Origin of the sequence: Pseudomonas sp. CC120222-01a, from assembly GCF_003097235.1 — a bacterium.
Classification (GTDB): Bacteria; Pseudomonadota; Gammaproteobacteria; order Pseudomonadales; family Pseudomonadaceae; genus Aquipseudomonas.
In genome coordinates this window covers 23111-48038 of the sequence record NZ_QEQQ01000024.1, presented here as the reverse complement: position 1 = coordinate 48038, position 24928 = coordinate 23111, and the positions used below count along the sequence as shown (strand labels likewise).

At 61.7% G+C, this 24928-nt stretch carries 27 protein-coding genes; 7 read left to right on the top strand and 20 right to left on the bottom strand.

The features are described 5' to 3' along the window. Positions 1 to 163: 163 nt before the first annotated feature. Positions 164 to 1888 (bottom strand): MobH family relaxase, encoded by a 1725-nt coding sequence (gene mobH / locus N430_RS24090; protein ID WP_110639302.1) that lies wholly within the window; start codon positions 1886 to 1888, stop codon positions 164 to 166. Between the two features lie 222 nt (positions 1889 to 2110). On the opposite strand from mobH, the gene N430_RS24085 reads away from it, so the two are divergent. After that, positions 2111 to 2305, top strand: a complete 195-nt coding sequence (locus N430_RS24085) for a hypothetical protein (protein WP_082426382.1) — start codon at positions 2111 to 2113, stop codon at positions 2303 to 2305. Positions 2306 to 2430: 125 nt separating this feature from the next. Then, positions 2431 to 2796: a histone-like nucleoid-structuring protein, MvaT/MvaU family gene (locus N430_RS24080; RefSeq protein ID WP_110639303.1), complete on the top strand. Its 366-nt coding sequence runs from the start codon at positions 2431 to 2433 to the stop codon at positions 2794 to 2796. A gap of 80 nt (positions 2797 to 2876) precedes the next feature. On the opposite strand, the gene N430_RS24075 is transcribed toward N430_RS24080, so the two are convergent. From N430_RS24075 to N430_RS24065, 3 genes are all read right to left on the bottom strand, one after another. Next, positions 2877 to 3815 carry an ArdC family protein gene (locus N430_RS24075; protein WP_110639304.1) on the bottom strand — a complete coding sequence of 313 codons (939 nt, stop codon included), beginning with the start codon at positions 3813 to 3815 and terminating at the stop codon, positions 2877 to 2879. A gap of 89 nt (positions 3816 to 3904) precedes the next feature. Continuing rightward, positions 3905 to 4225 carry a hypothetical protein gene (locus N430_RS24070; RefSeq protein ID WP_256592179.1) on the bottom strand — a complete coding sequence of 107 codons (321 nt, stop codon included), beginning with the start codon at positions 4223 to 4225 and terminating at the stop codon, positions 3905 to 3907. 295 nt (positions 4226 to 4520) lie between these two features. Beyond that, positions 4521 to 4886, bottom strand: coding sequence for a DUF3085 domain-containing protein (locus N430_RS24065; RefSeq protein ID WP_110639353.1), 366 nt, complete (start codon positions 4884 to 4886; stop codon positions 4521 to 4523). Positions 4887 to 5349: 463 nt separating this feature from the next. On the opposite strand from N430_RS24065, the gene N430_RS24060 reads away from it, so the two are divergent. Beyond that, the gene (locus N430_RS24060; RefSeq protein ID WP_110639305.1) at positions 5350 to 5712 is read left to right on the top strand and encodes a hypothetical protein; all 363 of its coding nucleotides are present in this window, start codon (positions 5350 to 5352) and stop codon (positions 5710 to 5712) included. Between the two features lie 4 nt (positions 5713 to 5716). Here N430_RS24060 and N430_RS24055 read toward each other — a convergent pair whose 3' ends face one another. Genes N430_RS24055 through N430_RS24040 form a run of 4 tightly spaced genes read right to left on the bottom strand, consistent with a single transcriptional unit; the run spans position 5717 to position 9899 of the window. Next, positions 5717 to 7255: a conjugal transfer protein TraG N-terminal domain-containing protein gene (locus tag N430_RS24055; RefSeq protein WP_110639306.1), complete on the bottom strand. Its 1539-nt coding sequence runs from the start codon at positions 7253 to 7255 to the stop codon at positions 5717 to 5719. Between the two features lie 9 nt (positions 7256 to 7264). Continuing rightward, the gene (locus tag N430_RS24050) at positions 7265 to 7570 is read right to left on the bottom strand and encodes a hypothetical protein (RefSeq protein ID WP_110639307.1); all 306 of its coding nucleotides are present in this window, start codon (positions 7568 to 7570) and stop codon (positions 7265 to 7267) included. Next, the gene (locus N430_RS24045) at positions 7567 to 8922 is read right to left on the bottom strand and encodes an integrating conjugative element protein (protein WP_110639308.1); all 1356 of its coding nucleotides are present in this window, start codon (positions 8920 to 8922) and stop codon (positions 7567 to 7569) included. Before N430_RS24045 ends, N430_RS24050 begins: the two co-directional genes overlap by 4 nt. After that, the gene (locus N430_RS24040) at positions 8922 to 9899 is read right to left on the bottom strand and encodes a TIGR03756 family integrating conjugative element protein (RefSeq protein WP_110639309.1); all 978 of its coding nucleotides are present in this window, start codon (positions 9897 to 9899) and stop codon (positions 8922 to 8924) included. The genes N430_RS24045 and N430_RS24040 overlap by 1 nt, the downstream gene beginning before the upstream one ends. On the opposite strand from N430_RS24040, the gene N430_RS24035 reads away from it, so the two are divergent. After that, positions 9898 to 10092, top strand: a complete 195-nt coding sequence (locus tag N430_RS24035) for a hypothetical protein (protein ID WP_110639310.1) — start codon at positions 9898 to 9900, stop codon at positions 10090 to 10092. The two genes, N430_RS24040 and N430_RS24035, sit on opposite strands and share 2 nt — an antisense overlap. Positions 10093 to 10121: 29 nt before the next feature. Here N430_RS24035 and N430_RS24030 read toward each other — a convergent pair whose 3' ends face one another. The 10 genes from N430_RS24030 to N430_RS23985 all read right to left on the bottom strand — a co-directional run bounded on the left by N430_RS24030 (position 10122) and on the right by N430_RS23985 (position 19423). Then, a complete protein-coding gene (locus tag N430_RS24030) occupies positions 10122 to 12863 on the bottom strand; it encodes a conjugative transfer ATPase (RefSeq protein ID WP_110639311.1) in 2742 nt (913 codons plus the stop codon). Continuing rightward, a complete protein-coding gene (locus N430_RS24025; protein WP_110639312.1) occupies positions 12863 to 13282 on the bottom strand; it encodes a TIGR03751 family conjugal transfer lipoprotein in 420 nt (139 codons plus the stop codon). Before N430_RS24025 ends, N430_RS24030 begins: the two co-directional genes overlap by 1 nt. Next, positions 13245 to 14753, bottom strand: coding sequence for a TIGR03752 family integrating conjugative element protein (locus N430_RS24020; RefSeq protein WP_110639313.1), 1509 nt, complete (start codon positions 14751 to 14753; stop codon positions 13245 to 13247). The genes N430_RS24025 and N430_RS24020 overlap by 38 nt, the downstream gene beginning before the upstream one ends. Then, the gene (locus N430_RS24015; protein ID WP_110639314.1) at positions 14743 to 15549 is read right to left on the bottom strand and encodes a TIGR03749 family integrating conjugative element protein; all 807 of its coding nucleotides are present in this window, start codon (positions 15547 to 15549) and stop codon (positions 14743 to 14745) included. The genes N430_RS24020 and N430_RS24015 overlap by 11 nt, the downstream gene beginning before the upstream one ends. Continuing rightward, positions 15549 to 16187 (bottom strand): PFL_4703 family integrating conjugative element protein, encoded by a 639-nt coding sequence (locus tag N430_RS24010; RefSeq protein WP_110639315.1) that lies wholly within the window; start codon positions 16185 to 16187, stop codon positions 15549 to 15551. Before N430_RS24010 ends, N430_RS24015 begins: the two co-directional genes overlap by 1 nt. Further along, positions 16184 to 16585, bottom strand: coding sequence for a TIGR03750 family conjugal transfer protein (locus N430_RS24005; protein ID WP_110639316.1), 402 nt, complete (start codon positions 16583 to 16585; stop codon positions 16184 to 16186). Before N430_RS24005 ends, N430_RS24010 begins: the two co-directional genes overlap by 4 nt. A gap of 7 nt (positions 16586 to 16592) precedes the next feature. After that, the gene (locus N430_RS24000) at positions 16593 to 16970 is read right to left on the bottom strand and encodes a TIGR03745 family integrating conjugative element membrane protein (RefSeq protein WP_110639317.1); all 378 of its coding nucleotides are present in this window, start codon (positions 16968 to 16970) and stop codon (positions 16593 to 16595) included. Positions 16971 to 16985: 15 nt separating this feature from the next. Then, positions 16986 to 17225 (bottom strand): TIGR03758 family integrating conjugative element protein, encoded by a 240-nt coding sequence (locus N430_RS23995; protein ID WP_041167230.1) that lies wholly within the window; start codon positions 17223 to 17225, stop codon positions 16986 to 16988. Continuing rightward, positions 17212 to 17547 (bottom strand): RAQPRD family integrative conjugative element protein, encoded by a 336-nt coding sequence (locus N430_RS23990; protein WP_110639318.1) that lies wholly within the window; start codon positions 17545 to 17547, stop codon positions 17212 to 17214. The genes N430_RS23995 and N430_RS23990 overlap by 14 nt, the downstream gene beginning before the upstream one ends. Before the next feature lie 475 nt (positions 17548 to 18022). Then, positions 18023 to 19423, bottom strand: coding sequence for a PLP-dependent aminotransferase family protein (locus tag N430_RS23985; protein ID WP_110639319.1), 1401 nt, complete (start codon positions 19421 to 19423; stop codon positions 18023 to 18025). Between the two features lie 104 nt (positions 19424 to 19527). On the opposite strand from N430_RS23985, the gene N430_RS23980 reads away from it, so the two are divergent. Genes N430_RS23980 through N430_RS23970 form a run of 3 tightly spaced genes read left to right on the top strand, consistent with a single transcriptional unit; the run spans position 19528 to position 21879 of the window. Further along, a complete protein-coding gene (locus N430_RS23980) occupies positions 19528 to 20751 on the top strand; it encodes an NAD(P)/FAD-dependent oxidoreductase (RefSeq protein WP_110639320.1) in 1224 nt (407 codons plus the stop codon). Between the two features lie 14 nt (positions 20752 to 20765). Then, complete coding sequence (locus N430_RS23975) at positions 20766 to 21083, top strand: non-heme iron oxygenase ferredoxin subunit (RefSeq protein ID WP_110639321.1); 318 nt, start codon at positions 20766 to 20768, stop codon at positions 21081 to 21083. 28 nt (positions 21084 to 21111) lie between these two features. Beyond that, positions 21112 to 21879, top strand: a complete 768-nt coding sequence (locus tag N430_RS23970; RefSeq protein ID WP_110639322.1) for a hypothetical protein — start codon at positions 21112 to 21114, stop codon at positions 21877 to 21879. A 161-nt stretch (positions 21880 to 22040) separates the two neighbouring features. Here the strand turns inward: N430_RS23970 and N430_RS23965 are convergent, their stop codons facing one another. Both N430_RS23965 and traD read right to left on the bottom strand, forming a co-directional pair. After that, on the bottom strand, positions 22041 to 22769 hold the full coding sequence (locus N430_RS23965) for a TIGR03747 family integrating conjugative element membrane protein (protein ID WP_110639323.1): 729 nt from the start codon (positions 22767 to 22769) through the stop codon (positions 22041 to 22043). A gap of 25 nt (positions 22770 to 22794) precedes the next feature. Next, complete coding sequence (gene traD, locus N430_RS23960) at positions 22795 to 24921, bottom strand: type IV conjugative transfer system coupling protein TraD (RefSeq protein ID WP_110639324.1); 2127 nt, start codon at positions 24919 to 24921, stop codon at positions 22795 to 22797. Positions 24922 to 24928: the final 7 nt, after the last annotated feature.

Below are 24928 nucleotides of genomic sequence, written 5' to 3'. Positions count from 1 at the left end.
GCATCGGCGGCCCACCTGGCCGGTGAATCGGTGGCTCTGTTCGTGGGGCATTGTCTGTGCCCGGCCGGCGCCTGCTGGGGCTTATCTGCAAATGCTTTCATTCTTGCTGGCGGGGTATATTGCGCCAGCTCACGATCGACTGGCTGTTAACAGACGAAGATACTCAGGGCGTCGGATGTCGTAGCGACAGGAACGGGTTATTTGAAGGAGGCGGCATGCCTAGGAGGTTGAAATCACGCAAGATGTAGCCGTTAAGCGACGAGGCTCGCCGCGGGCCTCGTACGCTGCAACCCCAAATATTCTGTCCATCAGGTCTTTTCAGATGAACATCCAGCTTCTCAAATTGTCTTTGGATGCGCCGCCAGGCATCGCTCTTACGATCTGCTTCGGCCAAGTCTGGGTGCTCAGCAGCGTAGCGTTGGAAAATGCCCGGCGTGACCAAGAAGAAGGTGCCGTCCACGGTGTGGACCTTGGCCTTGCTGTCGTTGACTACTAAGCGATGACTGTGAATGCCTTCGCGCAGCCACTTCATAAAGGCTAATCCCGCGTCGTTTGGGTCGGGCGAAGTGGTAGGTTGGAAGCTTTCCGCAACCGGTCCATCCTCGAGCTCGGCTGGCCCCTGCAACATGTCCACCAGATCGTCGAGGTAGTCGATATCCTGAGTCAGCGGCACAGTGGTAGGCTGTTGTTCTACTGCTGCAATTTGCGGCCTACCCAGGGCCGACTCCCCGGCTTCACCGGTCAGGGGTGGGTCCATCGTCGCCTCAACCGTGCCACTGAAGTATTCAGGTCGGAGCTCATCGGCCCAGACCAGGTTCGGCTGCAGACGGAGGAAGGTGAAGCGATGCTGCCAGTCACCGTCCGTGACAATGGCGTTCCAAACCGCCTTGCCTTCCGGTGTCGCTTCCACCAGTCCATGTGACTGCAGTTCATCGAACAAGGCGATGTTGGAGGAGGGGATACCGTCCACAGCCTGAGCCAGTAGGTGCGCGCGTAGTTTGTCGGTCGTGGTCTTGCTGACCAGCCACAGGTGGTCTTCGGTGAGCCAGCCGGCCGCGCCGGGCTGGTTGAGCTTGAACTCGTTCTTCACCAGATGGCGCAGTCCCGTTAGCAAGTGGTGCTGCAGGGAGTGCTTGGGCGCCTGCAAAGCCTTCGCAGGATTGCCACCGATGTTTTGCGCGGTGGAGACACGGTCAGCCTGCAGCACCAATTCCCCGAGTGTCCCAGCGTGCTCGTAGTGGTCGGCGAGCAGAAACAGCAATTGACTCCACAATTCGGGGTAATCGCTGAGCCAGTCGAGCAGGGCGGGCGATAGGATCTGCGTATAGAGCAACCCCGCTGCGGCGCCGTGCAGCTTGTAATCGCGGCCTGGGTGGTAGCGGAAACGGTAGGGCTGGTTCAGCGGGCCGTGCCAGGGGTGCCAGCGTTCGGCATTCTGATACTCGACCTGCAGGTCTACCGCGATTTTGCCGATATCATGGAGCAGGGCACCGTACGCGATCGCGGCGCTCCACGCGTCGGCCTGTGCGGCCTGGTCTTCCGGTGCTGCGCCACTGGGGAGGAGGTAGGACTGTCGTAGTTTCAGGCTGCACGCCACCAGCTCCAACCCGTGATCGAGCATGCCCCCGGGATAGGCGTGATGATGGCTTTCGCTCGCCGGGAGTTGCTGTACGAAGCTGGCGTAGCGGCGAATGGGCTCGAGGTAGAGCCGATCAAACTGCGCTTCGGAGAGGGCCGTGTACTGCCAGATGCGTTCGAGCAGCTTTCTCCGGTGATCGGCGGCGAGTAGAGATTCGGCCGACCGGGGGAGTATGATGCCCTCGGCGATGGGCGTGGGAGGGGGCTCTGCCGCCTCACCTTTTTGAAATGTTAACCACCAGCGTTTCATCGCATGACCTGCTGTTCGTTCGGAAGGTCCTTTTCCCTTTTCGGATAGAGCTCTTACCCTTGCGCCCCCTTCCATTGCCGCCGTTACCCTTTACCGCCTTGGCCTTTTTTGCGCGTGTGATAATTCGAAGCCAGGCACATCGGGATCGGCAGCCTATCGGAATAGCGGACCCTTTGTTCAGGGGGTAGACTGCCCAGCATGATTGCTAGAGCAGGGGCGCGGATGACGTTGAGTGATGCGGTATTGGTCGTGTTATTGGCCGATCGGATTCATGGCACGGATGCGGCCATCCGATCTGCAGCCAAGCGCTGTGCGAAAAAACTGCCCCGCAGCCAGCGCGATATTTTGTTCAAAGTCGGGAACAGCGCAAACCCAAGGCAACTTGTGGCGCACCTGTGTCAGCACTTGTCTGATTGAGTAACCAGGCGAGGTCGTTTTTACCGGCATCTCGCAAGAGCGCGTGCGCTTTAAGTAAACCCTCGGCTAAATCCGCAGTCTCAGTTATTATCCCAGCACTTGTCCCACACCTAGGAACATCATTCATGTCCAAACTTGCCGAGTTCAAAGCACTGGAAGCGCAACTGGCCGCGCAGCTGCAACAGCTGGATGCCATGAAAAACGACTCCGGTTTGAAGCAGGAAATCGAGTTTGAACAGAAACTCAAAGCGTTGCTGGAACAGTACGGTATGGGCTTGCGCCAGGTGATCAGCATTCTGGATCCGGCCAAGGGCCTGAGCGTACCGACCGTGAGTGCGTCCAGCAGCAGCCAGCGCAAGCCTCGCGAGGTGAAACGCTACAAGCATCCGCAGAGCGGTGAGATTGTGGAAACCAAGGGCGGCAACCACAAGATCCTTAAGCAGTGGAAGCAGGAGCACGGCTCGGACACCGTTGAGAGCTGGGTACAGTAATCACTTACTTGCTGACAGCGGAAAAAGTCGCGCGGCAAAATAAAGGCCCCGGATCGGGGCCTTTTTGTTGGTGGGTGGAATCACGCGGTGAGACGAGCTGGCGTCTCCGTGGTTTGATCAGACTGCAACGCCAACAGGTACTCAGAGGCTTCCCGGGCCTGACCACTGGCACGGAAAATGGCTCGTTTGTCTTCCTTGAGTATCTTAAGCCAGGACGCCAGGTATTCCTCATGACGCAGCTCACCCTGGGTACCGGTGAGTGCACAGAGAAACGCGGCGCCCATTTCTGCGACCAGCTCCTCGAACGCATACGCCGTGGAGCCGAATGCATGCCCGCCGGTGATACCTTCACGGTTCAGACGAGTACGGTGGCCCGACCAGTGCGTCAGCTCATGCAGCGCCGTTGCGTAGTAGCTGCCGACGTCTTCGAACTGCGCCTTCGTTGGCAGTTGGATCAGATCACGAATCGGCTGATAGAACGCGTCATCGCTGTAGCGATGCTCGATACGCGCCCCGCTGGCGACCAGCAGTTGCTCGGCCGGTTCATGATTGATGAAGGTCGCGGGTTCAGTGTGCTCGTCGAAGGCTGGCTCCTCGTCAGGCAAGCCTTCGGTCTGCTCGATGTTGAACAGGCAGTGCGTGCGCAGGAGTGCGAACTGCACCAGTTTGATGTTGCCCTGTTCATCGCGAACGACCTGGCCGTCCTCGTCATGCGCCTCCTTGCTCATCGGTTTGTATAGCACCGCGAGGGTGGATTGCTCGCCCTTGCGCACATGGCCGCCAGCCTTGCGTGCCTGATTGAAGGTCAGCCAGCGATCCTGGGTGAACCCTCGCAGGCGGGCCTCAGCCCACAAGAGTGGAACGTTGATGCCGGCGTAGGGCCGCCGGGTAATGGCATTGATGGGAAATGGAGAGTCAGCGCTCGAACCTGCGGTGGTCCAAGGTTTGATCCAGGGAATCACGCCTTGGCTCAGGGCACTGACGATCTTGTTGGTGACGTCTAGGTAGATATCGGACATTACGTTCTCCGGTCGTGAAGGGGGGAACGCTGCCCGGCCGGGAAGGGTTCCCGGTGGGGGTAGAGGAGGCTGCGACGGTGCTGAGTGGGTCAGAGGGCGGCGATGTCTACCGCGCTCTCATCTGGCAGTCGGACCAGCAAAAAAGCCGGGCCGCTGTGTGGTGTGACGCGAGCCAGCTGAAGCTGCGGCAAATGGGCAACTACTGAAGTGCCGTTGCTCTGCAGGTCGAGCTGCAGTGCTACGGGATGGTGCAAGGCAAGCGGTGCAGACGTCAGCGCGCTATTGAGTAGTTCTGCCAAGCGCAGTGCGGACTGTCCCACCGGCTCCTCGCCTGTGGCAGGTTCAATGAACTGTCGCCAGACACCTGGGCTCAGCACAATGGCAGTGGAGAGGTGATTTATCCTGGACATGGTAGCCTCCGGTTAGCAGGTTCCGCGTCACCTTTCTGAGGTTTGGTGTGGATTTGCCCGATCCGATCAACCCGCCGAGCAGGGAGCATCCGTCCATTAAAACGCGCCTGAATGTGGGGTCAATCTCCGGTCCTCACCTCTTTTGAACGGGTCTATCCAGGGCGTTCCAAGGAAGACTATCGGCCTTGAGTTCCTGACCAGCGGCGGTCTCCGGTCAGTCTGAACGTAGTGCGAAACGCTTCCTGAGAGGCCAGTTAGGTGCCTCTCGGGAAGCGCGAGGTGCTCGCTTTTGCGTTCAAGGTTTTCCCGCAGGGTCAACCTCGGCGGCCAGGTACAGGTGGGTGGAGGTGGCCTCCACCACTAGCGATCCTGCAGTACCGCGAAGGCTGGCGAGAACGGGATCATTGATGTCAAAGTACTCGGCAAAATCATCGCCGCCGAATTCATCGCGGGCGCGGTTCCACCAGGTGTCGAAGTCGTCGACGGCAGGGTTGCAACCGGTTGCATAGGCCACGCGTTTACGCCCACCGCCATCCGCTTTGCTTTCGCCAACCTCTGACATGAGGTAGACGCCGTGGTCTTTGACCAATATTACTCTGCAACCGTTGATACCGGCCTCTGCTAACACGGCGTGAAGTTCAGTGCCTGTGAAACGCAGCATGATGAGATCCTCCAGAAGGTGCGGAGGAATGCCACCCATGCGGGAGAATTCCCAGCACTGGTATGGATTGGGTTTGGGGGCGTCAATGACGCAGGCTCAATGAGCTATGGGGGATTGGAAGGCGTTCATCACCGGGGACGGTGACCATGCGAGCTGCCGAACGCGAATCGCATTTGGGGATAACCATCACGTGCGTGACGTAGCCTCAAAGGTTATGGCTACCTGGGGTGCTGGAAAACCAGCGATTGCACAACTGGTTTAACAAGCGAACTGACCTGGCGTCAATGGTGCTATTCGTATGAGTTTCAGGTGCAGGTCCGCTGAGCGCCACTGGCGATAATCGGCGTGTTCCAGGTGATCAACGGTCATTGAAATCAGCGGCACAGGAGTAAGCTAAAGCTTGGATCCAAATTAGCTGTAGCGGCTCAGCTTTGAGCGAAGTGACGGCTAGGGAGGTGATCAAATGTCGACTCTAGCTTCTTCCAGTTCCGGTCGGACCCGCATCGGCAAGTTTTTTATTTCCGCTGCGGTAGGAACCGGGCGAATGGTGCGCCGACTCGAAACGAGAGTTTTAGAATCCAGAATTTTGGCATCTGTCCCGCTCAAGTATCGCCTGGTTGGTATGCGACTGTTCAAGTTAGCGTTCATCCTTGCAGTTGCGTCTGTCGCGCTTGCATTGGCGATGGGAATCGTTGCTATGTGGATCATGACGGCACTGCCTATCAGTGCACCTGATAACGATGAACCCGGAGTGCATGAGGTTAGTCACCCTCGACATCAGCACAAATATCCAGAGCTGTATGACGAATATGGGTCGCTAAGATAATGTCTCATTTAAATTTCTGGCCGCCGCTCATAATCTGTGAGGTGCCTCTTGCTGCTTGTGTCTGAGCGCCCTCTGTTCCACGAGTGAGAAGTGTTTGAATACCACTTCCAACGTTATATCCTGCCCAACTCATCGCACCAATAAAAAACATTGGTAACAACACAAACATAGCTCCCATCACGTACTCGATGACCTGCGCGGTCACCGTTCCGTCCATGAATCCTGCCGTCGGTAACGACAGGAGCGCCTGGTCGGTGGCGGAGACTTGGTTGTACAACGTTTCCAGCATGCTCGAGTCGACCCAGCGCGCCAGTTCCCACCAGAACGTGAGCATGTGGAGAGTGAACAGTGCGAAAGTGATCGTCATGAGCGCCTTGAGCTGGTAGGTGCTGATCAGCAGCACCAGTGGCAAGCTGATTATTGTGCCCATGATCAGGAAGGCCTGAACCATCGGTAAGGCTGCACGCAAGGCATTCATTGCCGGGAAGTTGCTGAACGAGCCCAGGGCCAAGCCGGTGTTGGTGGCCAGGTTATTGAGACCTTGCGTCAATGAACCGCCCCGGGCGCTGCTGCCGTAGTCCTGGAACACCTGCCCGGGTGCCATGCTCAATGACTGTTGTCGCGGGCTCACTAGCTCTCGCAAGGTAGCGTCTTCGATTTCGGTGGAAGTGCGCCCAGTCAGCCAGCCCCGCAGTTGCGACATCAGCGAAGGATCGACCTCGGCCACCAGTCGATCGCGCAGTCCGACTGTGGCATCACCCCACCACTGCTTGCAGGTGGGATAACCAGCACCGTTGTCGAGCTGGGGCAGAGAGGTATCTCTCGTCTCGTCGTATGGCCAATCGACCCTGGGCATTCGCGAGCGATCGGTATCGTAGTAGCCCGGTGTGTTGAGTAGGTAGGTCGAGCCAATCCAGGACGCGTCGTAGCTCTGGGATTCGTCCAAATCGGGCCGATTGGTAAAGAGCCTTGAGCGCGAAAAGCCGTAGCAGTCTCGGGTGAAGTCGGCGACCTCCTGCAGCAGTATCTGGTCGTTGATCCGCGAGCTGTCGATCTCCATGCGCATCGCACGGATGTCAGGTGCGCAGGGGATCGATGCGGTCGCGGCGGCGGTGATGCCTTTGCTCATGGCATGCACCAGGAACCACCACACCGGCACGTTCGCTGACTTCTCGCCGATGGTGTTGAAGGTTGTGCCCCAAGCCGTATCCGCAGGTTTGGCCATGGATACGCCACACCGCTGGCTCGCAGCATCGTCAAAGCTCACGGAGGACAGGTTGAGCGGAAATAACGGCATGCAGCCAAACAATATAACCACGTAGCTCATCCACAGCCGGTTCTCGACGCGTGGGATCGACAACAGCCCCTTGTTGCCCTCGTCGGCGCCTTGCTGACGGGCCGATAGCCATTCCTGCAGGATGATCGCGCCGAACGGAGCGGCGAACAGCCCGGTGTCCGCCAATGTGTTCCAGATGCCGTTATTGATGATCCAGGCCAGCAGCGAAAGGTAATACTCGAGATAGCTATTGGTGCTCATGTTCATGTCTGCACCTCACACGCGAGACAGTTCGACCAGGATGATCGAGCTGAAGCCGATTAAGCCTAGGCGCTTCAACCGTTGCTGATCTGCAGGGGTGGGTTGCATGCGCAGTGCTGCGGCCCAACCGGCAAAAATCAGGGTGTACAAGAGCGCGCGCCAACACGCGAAGTACGGCGTTGTCGCTCGTGCCGGTTCGAGCCAATTCAACTGGGCCACAGACAGGTGCAGCGCCATCCAGGCAATCAACAAAATGCCCAGCGTGGCGCCGAGGATCATCAGTACACGCGCGAGCGTGGAACTCACCGAAAACGAGATCATGGAGTACTCCTCTCCTGTTCGGCTCGGCGCAGACGATCCGGCTCCGGATCGCGCTGATTGATGTTGCGCGAGGCATCGGCGCCGCCGGCGTGGCGATCGAGGACCAGGCTGGCGGTGTTGGTGGCCAGCGACTGGCGTACCTGTAGCTCGGTTTGCAGCAGGCGGATCTCGCGTTCGAGGGTTTCGACGTTGCCGTTGAGGGCGCTGGTGGCGGGCTGCGCCGAGGCCACATTGGGCTCGTGGCTGCCGGCAAACAGCGTGCGCTGTAACAGCATCGCTTTGTAGATCACGCTGGACAGCGCGGTCTCGCTGGCCAAGCGCCGGGCGAGCAAGTTTTGGTCGGGGTCGTCGCGTAGCCCCTCAATGACACCGCGAGAGACCTGCAACAACGGGCTGGAGACTTTACCGAGGTTCTCCGGTGTTGGCTGCTCGGCGCCTGAAACCATGCGTTGCAAGCCTTCAAGGTTTTCCGTGTAGGTTTCCTGGATCAGCGGCGACAGCCCGGTACCGGCGGTTACCCGCAGCGTCTCGCAGTCGTCGCAGGTCTTCACCTCGGTTTCCCCGAGCACGCGCGTCGCCCACTCGGAGGACTCTGCGGGACTCGACCAGGCTTGGCAGATGGCGCCATTCTGGCAACTCGAGCCAAGAGCTGAGGTATCCCCGACCGCTCTGTTGTGCAGCAGGTTGTAGCCGGCCTTGACCACGTCCGACGTCACCCGGATGGGCTGCTGACCGTTCCCACCGGCTTTTTGCCCGCCGACCCAGCTGACGCCGTTGTTGCCGTTGTTCGATTCGGTGTCCTTCACCGCCATCACGGCGTCTCCGCCGGACTGTTCGAGGTTGTGCTGCATCTCCTGGTTCTGCGCCAGCGCACCCCAGCCGGCCTGGTCAACTTTGTCAGCCATCTTCGCCGCCATTGCCTGGCAGGTGAGCTTGGAACGATCAAAATCGATCCGTCCCTGCAGCACCCCATTGCTCAGCAGCTCATACAGCCCGGGGTTGGCGCGCTGGATGATCATCGCCGGCAGCGACATCACCGCCTGTGTGGCGTTCTGGATGACGTTGCCCATGATCTGCTGGAAACCCTGGGTGGCGCCATTGAGCTGGTTCTGCAGGGTGTTCGAGAGGTTCATGTTTCCGCACATCATGTTGGCGCGCCAAGACATGCCCACGCCAAGGCCATTGGGTCGGTAGAGCGAGGAGGGGGCGCCGGCCGCCGAACCACCGCCGATGGTGTACATCACCCGGTCGTCCAGGACCTCGGCCTGGTCGCCGAGGTGGTAGCCGTTCTCGGCAGCATGGCCCACGGCATAGACGAGGAAGCACAGCAAACCGAGCGAGAGGGTCTTCATCATTGGCCTCCGTCAAAGTCGATGCTGAACAGGAAGGTCTGGCCCATGCGCTGGCAACAGCGGTAGGGCCGCCACAGCGACCAGGCATAGGCGCCGTCGGCGCTCTGGATCGTTGGGCTGGGGAAGATGGCGCAGGTGTTCTGAATCAAAGGGACGAGCAACTGCCAGCGGTGGTTGTTGACGTTGTTTTCCAGCACCGGCTGCGGGGGCCAGTAGCCGGGAGCGGGCATCGGCTGCAGCGGTCGATAGACGTGCGGCTGGCCAACGCGAGTGATGAAATCGCTGGCGCGCTGAGCCATCACGGCACCGGCCTTGAAGTCGTCGGGCTGCACCAGAAAACCGTGGCGTGGGTAGACGCTACCCCACGTGTCGCCGAGTGCCTGATAGCCGATCTCGCGCAGTCCTGGGACCAGTGCTTGCGGGTAGATGGATTCGGGGATGGCCTGGCGCCACGCCAGCGGGTCGAGCGTACTGAGGTAGTAGGGCGCAAACGGCACGGCGCCGCTGGGGCACGCATAGCCGAACGTGTGCGCCATTGCCGTCAGGGCAGCCCCGCCGGGGTGCCCGATGCCGTCGACATTCTTGAACCGAGGCAGGTTATCGCGCTGCGGCGAAGGCGTTATGAGGTTGCCACCGCCTTGGGATGCTGACGTCTGCATCGACAGTGCGGACATCTCGCTCCAGGGATTGCCCCCGGTGTCGGCGTAGCTCGACACCACCAGTTCAGGAATGAAGTGCCGAACCTTCGGCGAGGTGCGCACCGTGCAGCCGAACGGCGTGCACAGCAGCCAGTAGCAGATGCCGACGACCCGGTATTCCAGGCACTGCAGCGAAGTGACGGAGGCGATGATGGTCGGGGTGGTCAGTGCCAGGCACTGCTCGGTCGCGAGGAGCAGAACTGCCGCTGTGAAGGCACGACTTCGGCCGGCCTTCCTGGGCTTCGGTGATCTGCAGGCGGTGGAGGCGGTCACGTTCATGGGCAACACTCGGCAGGTGGCAGCGGTGTGCATCCATGCGCCAAGTTTCAGCATCTCGGATCCGGCACGGGAGGACGGGAAACAAACTGAGCCCGGGTTTATCGATTTCGTCTGGCGGCTGATCTGGCAGAGCGAGTCAGGCAAAACACCGAAAGAGTACAAATGTGCTCTTGGCGATTTTTTGCTGAACTAAGGGATTGCGAACAGTTTTGGCGGTATCGCTCACAACATGCCGCGCAGGCGATCGATCTCCGCCGCGATCTGCAGGGCGGCCTCCAGCTCGGACTGCTGGTGCTCCTCCATCAATCGCCAGCGTTGGGCTTTTTCCTCGGGCTCGGTCATGGCCAGTGCGAGGTACAGGCTCGGTGGCACCGCGCGGAACAGTGTTTCCAGGTTCTTCGACAGGACTACGCCCTCGGTGTACTTGCCCGAGGCCTTGCTCGCGGAGAGCAGCAGCGCCTTTTGCGCCGGCGTGAGTTTTTTGAAGCGGGCGATTTCCTCGATTTCCGCCGGCGGCATGTTCAGGCAGATCCACCACTCGATCATGTTGAGCATGGTCTGCGCCGCGTCGGGGAAGTCGGCCAGGTTCTGCGTCGCCAGCCAAAACCAGGCGCCCAGCTTGCGCCACATCTTCGTGCCCTTGACCACAAAGGGGGCGAGTAGCGGATTCTTGGTGATGATGTGGCCCTCATCGGTAACCATGATGATCGGCCGCCCGAGGTACTGGTCGCGCTCGGCGAGGTTGTTCACCGTGTTCATCAGGCTGATGTAGCTGATCGACATCTGCGCCTCGTAACCCTCACGGGCGTAGGTGGCGAGGTCGACTATCGTCACATCGCTCTCTGGCCAGGGCGTGCCGGGCCGGTCAAACAGCGCGCCCTCAAAACCCTGGCAGAACAGGTCGATGGACTCGGCCATCTCCTGGGCGCGCTCCCGGCGTTTGTCAGGCAAATGGGCGTCGCTGGCGACTTGGCGCAGGGCATCGCGGACATGCCGCGTCAGTACCTGTTGTTCGGTCGCGGCGCAGTGTTGGGCGGCATCAAGGATGCACTCGCGGATCAGGCTGCGGTCCGCACGGGTCAGGCGTGCCTCTTCCTTGGCTTCACCACCGGTGATCATCAGTCGCGCGGTGATCTCCAATTCGCCCAGCACGTCGCGCTGCTCATCACTGTCCGGCGCGGCTTCATCCAGGTCTTCGGTCGACAGGCTGGCCACCTGATCCGGGTGCTCGATCAGCCGCCGGGCATGGGCGAACGGCGCCAGGCTTACATCGCTGCCTGGTTTGAGCTGCACCTTGTTGACGGACAAGCCGAGCGTGGCGAAGTAGTCGCCCTGCAGGCCAAAGGAGTTACCCGCTTCAACGATGAACAGCCGCGGCCGGTACACGGCCATGACCTGCATCAGGATCGAGACCAGGGTGGCCGATTTGCCGGCGCCGGTCGGCCCGAACAGCAGCAGGTGGCCATTCATCGAGCGGTCGAAGCGCGACAGCGGGTCAAACGACAGCGGTGCACCCCCACGGTTGAAGAAGGTGATGCCCGGGTTGCCGGTACCGATGCTGCGGCCCCAGAGCGGCAATAGGTTGGCGACATGCTGGGCAAACAGCAGCCGGGTGTACCAGTTGCGTGTGTCTCGTGCCGGGTTGTAGACCATCGGCAACCAGCGCAGGTAGCTGTTGCAGGCGGCCACTTCGTCGCCCACGCGCACTGGCTGCAGGCCGGCGCCGAGCAGTACGTTGGCGGCCCGAATCGAGCGCTGGCGCAGCTGTTGTTCATCCGCACCGTGCAGGTACAACGCCAACGTGCCGCGGTACAGCTTGTGCTGGCGCCCAATCAACGCGCGCGCTTCTTCCACGTCCTGGCGGGTCTGGGTTGAGGCGAGGTTCTCACCGATGGCTTTGCGCGCTAAGCGGTTCAGCTGTTCCTCGAGCACATCCTGGGGCGTGATCACCAGGGTCAGGCTCATCACCGCCTGCTCGGGTAATTGATCGAACAAGGCGTTCAACGCCTCGCCCTTACGCGTTTCGCCGGTCAGCTGGCCGATATGCGGCGGCCTACGCAGCTTGTCGACCACCATCACCGCATGGGGCTGTTGATCGAAGTACCAGAGGCCCTGTTCGCTATCGGAGCGCGGTTCCTGGAAAAACAGCCGCTCGGCGAAATCGTGGTCGAACGGCAGCGGCAGGTCTTCACCGTCGTCCGTCTCCGGATAGGGCACGCGTCGATAGAACGCTGCGGGGGATTCGTCGTTTAAGGCAGGGGACGGGTTGAACCAGGGTAGCAACCAGGCGTAGAAGTCGCGTCCGGTCAACCGTCGAGGGCTGACCCCGCAGGCCTGCAGCGAGGCCACCAGGCGGTCGCAGGTGCGGCTCAGCAGCTGAGTCGGGCTCTGCCCGTCTTCGTCACCCTGGTCCCCGAGCCAGCGGTAGACCATCAGGCGAATCCGCCGATTGCTGCCGCGCCAGGGCAGGTGGGACACGACATGGTCATCGAACAGCCCACCCGGTTTAGCAATGGCGTCGAGGTGACGCTGCATCGACGTGAAGAAGGCCTGGGTAAACGGTGTGCCGCGAGCCCTCGGCGCGATATAGCGCTCCAGGCGTTCGAGGTACGGTGCAAAGTCACTGTCGTCCTGGCAGAAAAACTGCACCACCCAGGGCGCCTGGTCCAGTTCGTCGAAGCTGTCCTGCAGCGCATCCTCTAGCGCGTCACGGGCCGCCATCAACCACTCGGGCTCACGACCCTCGGTCCCGATCGGCTGCAGTTCGAACACAGCGCCCACCGAGCGGTTGTCGTCGAGCAGAAAGCACTGCTCGTCCTCGAGGTATTCAACCCAAGGCAGGTGATCGGCAAAGCTGGGACTGTGCGCATACTGGGCGGCCTCGTCGGCAAGCGTAGCGCGCCGGCGCTGCGCCGTGCGCCAGGGCTTCCAGCGTGGCGGGTTGCTACTTGCGTCATCGGTCATCACAGATCGTCCAGGCGTTCGCCGGGCAGCGCGTACTGGACCTTCTCGTACAGCGGAAACACGGTCGAGTAGCCTGGCACCGGGGTCTGCTGGGTACCGGCCAGGTGCGGGTACACGTACATAACCAGGTCCGGGTTGGGCAGGCGCGGGAACTGAGCGCGGATCTCGTTGGCGGCGGTGCGGGTGTAAGCGCTTTGGTCGCCTATCAGGCGCTCAGGGTCGAGCACTGGACGGCGCAGTTCGCCGCGCGCTTCCTGCAACTGCTGCTGGGAACCGATGGCGCCACCGCCGTTCCAGATGTCCAGCATGGTTTGATCGCCGTGGGGCAGCATTTCCTCCTTGCTGGTGGAGCAGCCGCTCAACTGCAGGGCGAGCAGCAGACTAATCCAGATCCAGTACCGAAACGGATGGGCTTTCATGGTTCACTCTCCGGCCTTTCGGCTCGTAGTCGATGCTGATTTCGTGATCCAGGTGCAGGGCCACCTTGGCCCCCGGCGGCACGTAGATGGCGGCAAAGGCTTCACCATAGAGCTTGTTGATCCACTCCCGGATATCGCCAATACCACCGCTGATGACTGAGTTCAGTACGCTGTTGCCGCTGTTCTGCGTCATGCCCAGGCTGCCGCTGGCGGAGTTGATGAACGAGGTGTTGGTCTGCTCGCTGCCCAGGGCTGCGGCGAAGCCGGCGCCGGCCGCGGTGATGAGGCTCTGGCTGCCCAGGTATTGCTGGGCGTTGGAGCGGCGCTCGCCGGAGATGCAGGGAATGCCGTGGGGATCGGAGATGTAGCCCAGCCCGCCACGGATCTTCTCGGTGTCCGAGGTCTGGGCGTTGCTGCGATTGCGGCTGACGACCTTCTGCGGCTGTGGCACCGTGCGGACGGTACCGTCGCTGAAGACAAAGGTGATCGACTCGACCTGGCCGCGCACGCAGGACAGCGTCCAGTCGCCGGCAGCGGTGCCGCTCATGACCGCGCCAACCACGTCCGGCAGGTCAATGCCATTGGCGGTGAGGTTGTCCGGGCCCACCAGTACCTTGAACGGATAAGGGTCGTTCACGGTGCCGTCCACTGGGACCCGGCCAATCAGCGCGGTCATGGCGATCGAGCCCATCAGTGTCGAGTTTTCCGGGAGGGTGTAGACGGGCCTGGCTCCCTCGGCGCGGTCCTGAGCGTTCTCCAGGTCACGCTCGCCTTTGGCGACGGCACGCAAGCGGTCCTGGCCACGGTCGATGGCGTTGTTGTCCAGGCCGTGCAGGTCCTTGAACGTCGACGTCAGCGATGACAGCGCACCGTCAGCTTTGCTGGCGTCGTCCTGGCCGGTACGCGCATTCGACGGCTCGATCCACTGCACGGCGTCAGGCGCTGATTGCGCACCCGAAAACTGTTGCTCGTCGCCGGGCTCAAGGCCAAAGCCTTCGGGGAGATCCGACTTCGCGGCCGGCTTGTTGGTGAGCTGGTCCTTGAGCTTGGATAGCAGGCCCTGAGTTTCGCGGTGCTGCTGTTCGGCCTTCTGCCGGGCATCATTGGCCTGCTGGCGCTGCTCGGTGACCTGCTGGGTGACGCTGCTCAAAGTGCTCTGGATGCGCGTGTCGATATTGCCTTCGCGCGAGCGCAGCCGATTGTTTTCGGTCTGCAGCGCATCGTTGCCTTTCTTCAGCGTCTGCATCTCGCTGCGCATCGCCTTGACCTGGCCGATCAGAGTGGCCACGGTGTCGCGCGGGGTGTCGCCCGCGATGCCCAAGGCCTTGGCCTGTTCCGCGCTGAGCGTGGTTTTGTCCGGATCATGAGCGGGCTGGCCGTCCGGCGTGGTCACCCAAGATTTGCCGATGATCAGCACGATGCCGAGCAGGATACCGGGCACCAACCACTTCAGCAGGCCGTTAGCTTTCATGGTCGTCAGCCTCCGGTTTTGGCAGGGGTAACAGCAGCGCGTGCTTCAAGCCCCCGCCGCGGGTAACCAGGTAGGCCACGGTGGTGTCTTCAGGCGTGCCGGCGAGGCCAAGGTCCGGGTGCTGGAACGTTGCGGCGTACAGCGTGGCCTGCAGGTGACGCGGGTCCAGCGCGACCTTGCCGGGCCCGCGATTCACGATCTTTACCGCCGTTACCCAGTAGTCGCCCAGCCGCCACGCAGCAAGCGCCTTGATCGAAACCCGCTCGGTGGGCAGCAAGGTGCTGAATGCGATGGAGTCGGTCAGCGGCACACGCCGCACACCGGGCAAGGGCGCCACGGTACGCAGAGGCGCATAGAGGTTCTGTGCGGCATAGCGGGTAAGCACCACCGGGATTGGCGTTGCCGCGGGTGCGGCATCCTTCGCGACTTCCATGTCCGGCGACTGCGCCTGGGCCACGATCTTGACCGGCTCCAGCGCCTCGCTGCCCTCAAGCGCCTCGATATCGATCAGGATGATGTCGCCCGTCTTCACCGACTGCAGCTGCAGCCGGGTAGGGGGCAGCGCTTCCGCGGCGCGCAGGTACACCGTCCCGCCGACCGACTGCACGCGAAGCTTGCTAGCGATCGCGCTGGGCAGTCCGACACGAACATCTTCATCCAGCATCAGGACCCGCTCCTGGCCCACCGTGAGCGGAACGGCCAAGGGCAGGCGGTCCCAGTATTTGACCTCGACGGCGCCGACCTCAGAACACCAGCCGCTGGCCATCACTAGAATCAGGATCAAGACACGCATCATTACGCACCTCCCGGCAGTGTCAGCTTCTGCGGTGTGCCTTCGTAGCAGTCCAGGGCCAGGCCCCATTTGTTGCGTTCAGGGTCGACGTCGAAGCGCACCACCCGCAGCGGATAGCGCACCACCACGCGCTTCACCGGCTCGGCGGCGTAGTATTCGTCGGCATTGAGGTCGAGCTTGACCAGCCAGCTGTGCTTATCCAGCTGCTTCACCCGCAGGTCGGGGTCGTCGCTGTAGCCGCGGCCCAGCACCTCGTATACCCCGCGCACCCGGCCACGCAGTTCGCCGGCGGCCTTGCGATATTCGAAGTCGCCGTCGAAGAACGTCTTGCACGCCGGCGTCAGGTAAGGCTGCAGGGCAAAAATGGCACGGTGGTAGTCGACCTCACCGTCGGTAGGCCAGCGGTTGAGTTGGCCGAAGATGTACAGGGCGAAGGCGTAGATGTTTTCCGGCGGCACGTCCCACCATTTGCGCGTGCTGCCCGAGCGCAGATCAGGCGGTACGTGAACGGTGAGCTCGGAGGGCGCGGCCTGCCAGCCGTACCACAGCCCGCCGCACAGCAGCGCCAGGACTGCCACGGCCAGGCGCAGGCTGAAAATATGCGCCTGCTGCGCATCCACCTTGTTGCGGAAGCGGCTCATGACGTAGTCCTCACGTGCCGGCGAGTCCGGCGTACGCTCCATGGCCCCGAATGCAGGATCAACTGGTGGGTGCCGATTCCCCAATGCATCGCCAGTTGCCACTGCAGGCGCCGGTACAACCAGGTTTCGGGGCGGGCACGCTTGGCCCGGCGCAGCAGCTTGCCGCCGCCGAGCAACACCAACGCCGTGCACAAGAACATGCAGGTGGGTAAAGTCGCGATGGAGGCGGTGGCCACCGCCAGCGGTGCACCGAGGATCACGCCCAGCGCGGCACCAACGATCAGGGCGACCCACATCTCGTCGTTGGTGAGGCCGCGCAGGACGGCCGGGTCACGGTTGAGGCGTTCCGGGAGGAAGGTCAGTGTGCCGTCAGGCAGCGTGGCAGGGACGTCGGACATGAGGACCTCACAGAATCGTCGCGGCTTTGGTGAGGAACCACAGGATCACCACCACCAGCAGCGCGCCGACCCCAACCACGGCACCGAGGTCTTTCCAGGTCTTGCGCTGGTTCTGCACATCGGCGTAGACGGTGAGCGAATGCCAGGCCACGCCGAGAAAGGCGAGGGTGGCGATCAACAGGCCGAGCAGGATGCCGCCGTCGTAGGCGTAGTTCTTGATGGTATCGATCAGCCCTGAACCTTCACCCCGGGAGGGCGCCTCCATGGTCGGCAGGTCGGCCCTGGCAAACGTCGAACTCAGCAGTACCAGGCTGCCGCACACGGCTTTCGAATAGGTATCGCGCAGCAGGAGAAGCGGACGGTGGCTATGGCGTAAGAGTTTCATGGCAAGGTCTCCGGGTTACGACAGCATGAAAAACATGAGCACGATCAGGGCGAGGGCTAGGCGCAGCGTGCTGCCGCCGAGCGCTCCAAAATTGAGGTTACCGGCCGCCCAACCGCGGTAGCCGGTCCACAGTGCCCAGGTACACCAGAGCAACGCGAGCACCAACACCGATGAGCGCCACAGCACCGAGCTGAGTTGCGGCGTAAACCCGGCCACGGCGGAGAACGCGCTGAGTTGGGCGTCAGTCATGCTCATGGGGAGGGCCCGAGTCAGGTGTTTCAGCCCGGTAATCACCGGTCAGCTCGACCAGATCGGCCGGCTGTGCGCGTGAGGGGGACAGGTATTTGCTGATCCCGTGCCGAACGCGCTCCAAGTCTGCAGTCAACCTGGGGTAGTCGAAGCGATAACGAACTTGGTCAGTACCGGTAGCACTGCTACGTGCTCGATCAGCCAAGAGCTCGATGGCGTCGATCTGCCGCTGCAACAGTCCTAGATCCAAGCGCTCGTGCACGTCCTGAGCAGCGGCCGTAAGGGCAACCAGGTAGGTTATGAGCAAGGGGTAGGGTGAAAGCATCATGGTGAATTCCAGCTGAGTAACTGGTCTTCACCATGATCAATTGGGATAGCGCTGGCTTGCGCTAAAGGGAATGCAGAGGGGTCGGTTTTATCGCACCGGCAGCGCAGTCGCTAGCAGGGGCGAGATGTCTCAGTCTAAAAAGGGAAGCTTCGTTTGCATCACGTCCGCGTGCTTGGCTCTTGGCGCTATTGCGGAGGAGCTCCGAAGTACATGAGCCCCACTAACGGTCATAGGCTCATCGCCCAACCTAGCCCGAAGACCTGGAATGCACTCATCTTGTTCCAGGTCTCTGATTTCATCTCCGAGGGTCGTAATGAGCTCATTGGTTGAACGTTCTGTATATAAAGTTTGGTTGTTCGCTGAGTTGCTCCTGCCTCTCGAGCTGCTCGACCGCCCACCTTCTCATTTTGACAGGTAGGGACGACTATCCAATCTGGATCAGCAAGGTCGAAGTGTTGTGCACTTCGGGCCATGTTCATTCCTGCTGGCCGTACACTCTGTCCATGAGCCGTCGCAGTTGCGCGATTCGTTCAGGTGTCCATGGTGCTGAAAAGTTGAGTGCCATGAAATTTGAGAACGCCCCCGCTGGCGAGAAGAACGGGCCGGGGATGAAGGCGAAAGTGTTGCGGGTGGCGGTCATGGCCAACTTCATCGAGTCAAAGCCTCGCGGGCCCCTGAGCCAGCACATGTAGCCACCGTCGGGAGCGGAGACCGCTACCTTTCCAGCTGACATGTCCTTGAGCAGCGCGATGCCCTGGTCCATCCGCTGTATCAGCTTGCGGCAAGTTGCACGCATGTCACGCTCGATCTTGCGCCCTTTCAGGTACTCGGCAAGCGCACCCTGAATCGCCGGGTGTGGCAAGTGAGTGGCGCCAAGGTGGCGGTTGGCACTCAACTGTGGCGCATGCCTTGCGGCCATGACCCAACCGATTTCGAAGGCAGAAGACAGGTATGAGGTGGTGCCGCCGAACTGCACGACTCTGCCGTCGCTGTCGAACTCGCCGAGCGAGGGGCTGCGCAGCTCGCCATACCCCAGCTCAGCGGTCATGTCGTTTTCGATGATGATTGCCTCGTGCCGCCGCGCGGCGGCCACCAGGCGCCCCAAGGTATCCCGGCTGTAGGTCACGCCGGTGGGAAAGCGGTTGCAGCCCATCAGCACACACAGCTTCACGTCGGTGCTCTTGAGGATGTGCTCGAACTGTTCAGGGTCGATGCCCTGCTGCGGGTGCGAGTAGATTTCCAGGGCCTTGATGCCCCGGTGGCGCAGGCTTTCAAGTATCGGGTGGAACGATGGGCTTTCCACCAGCACCGGGGCGCAGCTCTGTCGCAGGCTGTCGAGGCACAGATTGAAGCTCTCCATGGCCGAGCGGGTGACGATCACCTGCTCCGGCTCGTGGTAGAGGTCCCTGCGCCCGGCCCGTTGCAGGAGGGCCGCGACCAGTGCCGGATGGCCGTCAGCCGCGTGTGGCGGGCTTGGCTGTGTTTGCAGCAACGCGCGGCGCAACAGCTTGTTGAGTCCCTCGCTGTCGACACAGTCGTCCGCCGGCAAGGTGGCCGCCGAGGCCTGTGCGTAGAAGTGCGGGCGCGCGAGAGACTCGTCGAGCGCCCGCACGTTGTCAGCCGGCATGACCGGCATGTCCTGGGCGAAGCGATGAAAGCTGGCCTTGCCCGTATCGCACAGGTAGAAGCCGGAGCGGTCGCGGGACTGGCACAGGCCCTGGGACTCGAGCAATTCGTAGGCGCGGTACACCGTGACCACGCTGCAGCCGGTCTCGCTGGCCAGGCGGCGCAGGGACGGCAGCTTGTCGCCCGGCACCAGCAGGCCGGCATCGATGCGCTTGCGCAGCAACTCGGCGAGCGCTCTGAAACGCTGCATGTCACCTCCCCATCTGTACTACTTACAATCGCGAAAATGTGTGCATTGTAGTACAGCTGCCGGCTCGCTAGAGTCGTTTCAACCTGTAGCGTCGGGAGGATCCCATGGAGCAGTTCGTCATCGTCGGTGGTGGGCCGGCCGCCCATCAGGCGGCAAGAAGCATTCTGCAAGGCAGGCCGCTAGCGCGGCTTTCGCTGGTCAGCAACGAGGCTCGGCTGCCCTATGACAGGCCTGATCTGTCCAAAGGCTTCATGGCTGGCAACGCCGCATTGCCGGCCTTGCTCGCAGGAGAGGGCCTGTACAGCGAGCCGCGCGTGGAGTGGATGGGCGGCACCTCGGTGGGTGAAATCGACCGCCGGGCAGCGTGTGTGCGGCTCGATAACGGCGTCTCGCTGGGCTATGACAAGTTGGTGATCGCCACTGGTTCGCGCATCAGGCCATTTTCTGGCGAAGTGGCCCAGGCACCGGTCCATTACCTGAGGACGTTCGAGGATGCGCGGGCGCTGCGCAGCCTGCTGGTCGACCAGGCCAGGGTGGTCATCATCGGTGGCGGGTTCATCGGCCTGGAAGTGGCCGCTGCCGCTCGCAAGCGTGGGTGCCGGGTGACGGTCATCGAGGCGCAAGCGCAGTTGCTGGCGCGCACGGGATGCGCGGTGCTGAGCCGATGGGCCCGGACGCTGCATGCCGAAAACGGGGTGGATGTGCTGCTGCACGTGAAGGTCGACGCGATCGAACCCGGCCCCTCCGGCAACACCCTGGTGCAAACCTCTGCCGGCCCCGTGCACGCCGATGTCGTGGTGGTGGGCATCGGTGTACAGCCGAATACGGAGCTCGCTCAGGCCTGTGGCCTGGACGTCGACGACGGCATCCTCGTCGACAGCGCCTGTGCAACCCGGGACCCCGCGATTTTCGCAGCCGGCGAGGTCACTCGCTACACGGTGACGCAGCTCGGTGTGCGCACCCGCTCCGAGTCCTGGACGGCCGCCGGAGAGCAGGGCAGCGTGGCCGGCCGCGCCGCCGCGGGCGATGCAGCGGCCGCCTATGGCGAGATGCCCTGGTTGTGGTCCGACCAGTACAGCAGCACCCTCCAGTGCTTGGGTATCCCGCAGTTGGCTGACAAGTACGCCTGCCTCGGTGACCCCGATGCTAACCAATGGCTGGCGTTGGGCTGGAGCCTCGATGATCGACTGGTCTGCGCCATCGGTGCCAACCGCAACCGGGACATCTCGGCTATCAGGCGCGGGATGAAGCGCAACGAGCCGCTGGCCGATATCTATGCGTCGGCCCTGGCGTCGGCGCAAAGCCTGAGTATGGAATCTGTCGTTTAACGGAGGGTTGTCTTATGGACGCTGTCTGGACCAAAGTCTGCGATGCGCAGCACGTGCAACCTGACTCAGCATTCGCCTGTGAGGTCGATGGCAGGATGATCGCCATCTACCGGGTCGAAGACCGTTACTTCGCCACCGAGAATGTCTGCCCGCATGCCTATGCGCTGTTATCGGACGGCTGGCTGGAAGGGACTGAGATCGAATGCCCGCTGCACGGCGCGCGGTTCGATATCCAGAGCGGCGCGGTTCTCGAGGGGCCGGCCGAATGCGCCCTAAAAACCTACGCCGTGCGAATCGAAGCGGGTGAAGTGCAGTGCATCATCCCGGCCTGAGCTGAACGCCCATCCACGAGGAAACCTTATGCATGTTATCGACGCGTTGAGAACCGATTTCTACGATGTAGAGCTGGACGGCAAGCCTGCCAGCAGTGGTGATGTATTTGCCCAGTGGAACGCCCATGACCGTCTCGGGGTACTGATCTACGAACCGCTGGCAGCACTCGGCGCCACCCACCTGATCCAGCTGGCATGCATGTGCTTTTATGATTCCAAGCCGGTTCGCCGCACCGAACGCAAGATCTATCCGGAGATGTTCGCCATCCACGTGGGGGGCTGGTGGGGAGGGCACGGCAACTTCGATTTCTGGCCACCCCGGCGCGAGGTGCAGGTGTCTGCCGACCCACGTGAGGTGCTCGGCGCCCTGAACGATTTCGGTATCACGCGCCTGGCGCTGCCGGAGCGCCCGCTGCGCGACATCACCCATCGGCGCAAGGAAGAGGACTGCGCCCTGGACCGCTTGGTGACGGCGGTGATGTACAGCCCGACGGGGCGGGTTGCCACGCCGGATTTCACCATCAGGAGCAACAACCGGCGCAGTGAACGGGATGTGCAGCGGATCATCCACCCGGCACAACTCTCCGAGCAAAGCATCGCCCAGATGGAAAAGACTGCGGTGCCGGTCAAGGAGACCGATGTCGATTTCATGCCGCGCCAGCTGGAACTAAACGCCAACATCACCGAGGCCATTCGCGAGCAGGCCGAGCGCAATCGCGCCGCGCTCAAAGTTGATGGTCAGATCAGCGAATCATACCGGTTCGCCAGGTTGGAGGATTCTCTCAAACGCTTGTAATTGTTGCTTCAAAGAAGTTCTTGGGGAGCGAGGCTTGCCCGCAATCACGGGCGAAGGCGGTGCACAACAGCTCATTTCATGGGCTGGCAGCTTCGCGGTGCAAGCCCGTTACTACAAAAATTAAGTCAAACTCAATAACGTCTTGGGTCGGTAGCGGAAAGTCAGAGATATTTTTTGAAGGTTGTAGCCGTGATTGACACCATCCACCCAAGCAACGCAGCGCATGGTAATAGCACCCAATTGGGATTTACTGAGGTGGGAAGGGAGAGGTAGATCACCCAAGGGCTTACCATCAATGGCAACAAGGTTCGCTTCGCACGATGGTAGACAAAGCTGCTCTCGCGATCGGCGCTGAACTTGCGGAGGTCGCGGCGCATCAAACCATCGACGGCACCCGTGATCACGCCGAGCAGGAAGAGCGGCATGGCTAGGGTGAGTACGGCTAGGCGCACTACAAATGTGAATACGGTGAACAGCGCTGCCAGTAGGTAATCTTCCACCACAACGTAGGCTTGGGCGAACTGCCCCTGCATTGTCGCTTCTCTACTGATCAGTTTCAGTTGGGTGGCAGATTGCGACCAGCCGGAGCGGACCACGACCCATTCGTTCAGGTGCTGAAGGACTTTGGCGGTGGCTTGCGCGGGCTTCTCCACGAGCAGCGAGTTTTTGAAATGATCGCTGAGCCATCCCAACTCACTGAGCCACATGGCATGGCTGTGATGCCAGCCCTGCTCGGGCCAGAACCACAACATGCCCGCGAACTCCAGGAAGATAGAGAAGATCAGCGAAGCGAACAGCAAACCGAGCAGCCGTAGACAAAGCTCAAGCGTGCCGAAGATAAACCCCGGACGTCTTTGCGCAGGATGTTGGCTGGCTGGAGTGGTCGGCATAGGGGGCTCCGCAGTACTCGCTCGCTTAAGGCGCGTGCCTGCGCCCTAGTGGAGGTATCTCGGGATCGAAATCGGCCGTGGGGGCACCTCCCGCGCTGCTCCACCAACTCCCTGCATTGACGTTGTAGGACTCGCGCATGCGTGCAGCCAGGGTCTGAAGGTCCGCCGGCATCGCATCATCGCTGGCCGGTTTGGGCAGCGGCATGCGGACCTTCCACAGTTGTCCGCCTTCCTGGAACGAGAACATCTGCCCCTTAGGCAAGGCGATAATGTGCGCCGGTTCGATCAATGGCACGGCAGTGGTAGTGACCCGGTCCTGCGAGGAGGAGGTGAAGTCGGTACGCGCATCAGGATCGGCAGTGTCCGTCGCGCCGGAGACCAGGGTGCGTGTCTGCACGTTGACCTTGGGAAGTTGGTTGGTCAGCAGCTCTGCGGTCGCGGTTTCTCGCACGCGCAGCATCTGCAGGGTGTTGAAATTGCCGATGACCTGACCGGCCTTGGCGCGGTTACCGATACGCGCCTCGATGTCACTTAGGGTTTGGGTGTAGGCGGTGACCTGGATACCGGCACCGCCGCCTTTGTTGATCAGCGGAATGAACTCATCGCCCATCAGTTCGTTGAACTCATCGGCGTGCAGGTTGATGGACACCTTATCCGCTGCGCTGGAGGAGCCTGGCAGGCCGTGATCGATGCCGTGCTTGTAGATGTGGCCGGCGACGGAGACTAGATCGGCGAACATCGAGTTACCGACGGCGGCGGCCACTTCAGCATCCGACAAGGCATCGAGGCCGACATAGACGATGCCGCGCTTGCGGATGACCTGTAGCCAGTCGAAGATCGGTCGCGGGTCATCCAGATCGGAATAGTTCGGTGCCAGCAGCTGTGCGGTCTTGCCGCTGGTGAGCTTTTCCAGCAGTGGCAGCAATGAGGCCACGATCTTGTCGAAGTAGGTGCGGTCGTAGCGCACGGCCGAGCGCAGTCCGTCCATGACGGGGTCGAAGATGCGCTTGGCGGTCAGGTACTGCTCGATGGCGACCACGCGCTTTTCCCGGCCAACCATGTGCCGCGGAATGTTCTTCTCGTTCAGGCGACCTTCAATCTGCACGATCGCTTCCCAGGCCAGTGGATCATGCCTGGCGAAGAAATGCTGGGCGTACTCGATGAAAAGCGCATCGATGTTCACCACATGGCGCTGGATCTGCAGGTAGTCCGGGCGGCGGCCGAGTTCGATCAGCGCCCTCGCGATGATGTTGACGAAGCGCCAGGCGAACTCGCGGAAGGCCGCCGAGTTGCCCTCGCCACTCAACTGGCCGGCGATCCGGGTGGCCACTTCTGAAATGCGCCCGAAGCGGCCGATGGCGTTGTAGCGCGCGGAGATCTCCGGCCAGCCCAGGTGGAACACATAGAACTCGTGCTCACGGCCGGCGCGCCGCGCCTCGATGTACATGCGCTTGAGCAGGTCGGCGTCGCCCTTGGGGTCGAAGACGATGACCACTTCCTGGCTCGGTCGGTGGATGTCTTGGGTGATATACACCTCAGCCAGGCGCGTCTTGCCCACCCGTGTGGTACCCAGCACCAGTGTATGTCCGACCCGTTCACCCAGCGGCAGGCTGGCTTCCTGTTCCTTCGGCTCGACGCCGTGTAGTAATGGCGAGCCTCCCACCGGCGGTAACGGACGCACCGGGTTGAACGGGCTGTCCCAGGCGGTCATACGAGGTAGCAGCGACAGCCCCGGTGGAGCCTTCTCCAGCAGCTGCTCCATCCGCCGCGCCCACTGGTGGGCAGCCGACTGGTTGACATAGTGGGCCAGCGCCGGGTCCTGAGCTTCGAGCAGGCGCTGCGTGTGCAGGCGGCTCCAGCGGAAGCCACGGCCCATGAACAGGCGCTTGCTGCTCACCGGGATCTGCCGGCTGGTCAGCGAGTAGCGGGGCAGGCGGCGGATGTTGCGCCGGTAGCGCAGGACAATCCGTGCCTCGTTGAGTCGCTTCAGGCCGAACGCAGTGTAGGCCAGTGCCATGCCAGTCCCTACCTCAGGCGACAGGGCCACGGCCCAGGGCGAGTGCAGGCACAAGGCTCCGGCGCCGGTGCAGATACCCACGGTGTACAGTTCCACCGCCGGGCGCAGCAGGGATTCCATCGCGTGCTCGCTCATGATGTGC

Bases quoted from the DNA above. Each gene is read 5' to 3' on its own strand.
- N430_RS24050 (WP_110639307.1), bottom strand. From the start codon at position 7,570: ATGATCTCGTTTTCGGTGAGTTCCACGCTCGCGCGTGTACTGATGATC.
- N430_RS24075 (WP_110639304.1), bottom strand. From the start codon at position 3,815: ATGTCCGATATCTACCTAGACGTCACCAACAAGATCGTCAGTGCCCTG.
- N430_RS24000 (WP_110639317.1), bottom strand. From the start codon at position 16,970: ATGAAACTCTTACGCCATAGCCACCGTCCGCTTCTCCTGCTGCGCGAT.
- N430_RS23975 (WP_110639321.1), top strand. From the start codon at position 20,766: ATGGACGCTGTCTGGACCAAAGTCTGCGATGCGCAGCACGTGCAACCT.
- N430_RS23970 (WP_110639322.1), top strand. From the start codon at position 21,112: ATGCATGTTATCGACGCGTTGAGAACCGATTTCTACGATGTAGAGCTG.
- N430_RS24055 (WP_110639306.1), bottom strand. From the start codon at position 7,255: ATGAACATGAGCACCAATAGCTATCTCGAGTATTACCTTTCGCTGCTG.
- N430_RS24065 (WP_110639353.1), bottom strand. From the start codon at position 4,886: ATGCTGCGTTTCACAGGCACTGAACTTCACGCCGTGTTAGCAGAGGCC.
- N430_RS23980 (WP_110639320.1), top strand. From the start codon at position 19,528: ATGGAGCAGTTCGTCATCGTCGGTGGTGGGCCGGCCGCCCATCAGGCG.
- N430_RS24015 (WP_110639314.1), bottom strand. From the start codon at position 15,549: ATGATGCGTGTCTTGATCCTGATTCTAGTGATGGCCAGCGGCTGGTGT.
- traD (WP_110639324.1), bottom strand. From the start codon at position 24,921: ATGAGCGAGCACGCGATGGAATCCCTGCTGCGCCCGGCGGTGGAACTG.
- N430_RS24070 (WP_256592179.1), bottom strand. From the start codon at position 4,225: ATGTCCAGGATAAATCACCTCTCCACTGCCATTGTGCTGAGCCCAGGT.
- N430_RS24040 (WP_110639309.1), bottom strand. From the start codon at position 9,899: ATGAACGTGACCGCCTCCACCGCCTGCAGATCACCGAAGCCCAGGAAG.
- N430_RS23990 (WP_110639318.1), bottom strand. From the start codon at position 17,547: ATGATGCTTTCACCCTACCCCTTGCTCATAACCTACCTGGTTGCCCTT.
- N430_RS24030 (WP_110639311.1), bottom strand. From the start codon at position 12,863: ATGACCGATGACGCAAGTAGCAACCCGCCACGCTGGAAGCCCTGGCGC.
- N430_RS24005 (WP_110639316.1), bottom strand. From the start codon at position 16,585: ATGTCCGACGTCCCTGCCACGCTGCCTGACGGCACACTGACCTTCCTC.
- N430_RS24025 (WP_110639312.1), bottom strand. From the start codon at position 13,282: ATGAAAGCCCATCCGTTTCGGTACTGGATCTGGATTAGTCTGCTGCTC.
- N430_RS24080 (WP_110639303.1), top strand. From the start codon at position 2,431: ATGTCCAAACTTGCCGAGTTCAAAGCACTGGAAGCGCAACTGGCCGCG.
- N430_RS23995 (WP_041167230.1), bottom strand. From the start codon at position 17,225: ATGAGCATGACTGACGCCCAACTCAGCGCGTTCTCCGCCGTGGCCGGG.
- N430_RS24035 (WP_110639310.1), top strand. From the start codon at position 9,898: ATGGGCAACACTCGGCAGGTGGCAGCGGTGTGCATCCATGCGCCAAGT.
- N430_RS24060 (WP_110639305.1), top strand. From the start codon at position 5,350: ATGTCGACTCTAGCTTCTTCCAGTTCCGGTCGGACCCGCATCGGCAAG.
- N430_RS24010 (WP_110639315.1), bottom strand. From the start codon at position 16,187: ATGAGCCGCTTCCGCAACAAGGTGGATGCGCAGCAGGCGCATATTTTC.
- N430_RS24085 (WP_082426382.1), top strand. From the start codon at position 2,111: ATGACGTTGAGTGATGCGGTATTGGTCGTGTTATTGGCCGATCGGATT.
- N430_RS23985 (WP_110639319.1), bottom strand. From the start codon at position 19,423: ATGCAGCGTTTCAGAGCGCTCGCCGAGTTGCTGCGCAAGCGCATCGAT.
- N430_RS23965 (WP_110639323.1), bottom strand. From the start codon at position 22,769: ATGCCGACCACTCCAGCCAGCCAACATCCTGCGCAAAGACGTCCGGGG.
- N430_RS24020 (WP_110639313.1), bottom strand. From the start codon at position 14,753: ATGAAAGCTAACGGCCTGCTGAAGTGGTTGGTGCCCGGTATCCTGCTC.
- mobH (WP_110639302.1), bottom strand. From the start codon at position 1,888: ATGAAACGCTGGTGGTTAACATTTCAAAAAGGTGAGGCGGCAGAGCCC.
- N430_RS24045 (WP_110639308.1), bottom strand. From the start codon at position 8,922: ATGAAGACCCTCTCGCTCGGTTTGCTGTGCTTCCTCGTCTATGCCGTG.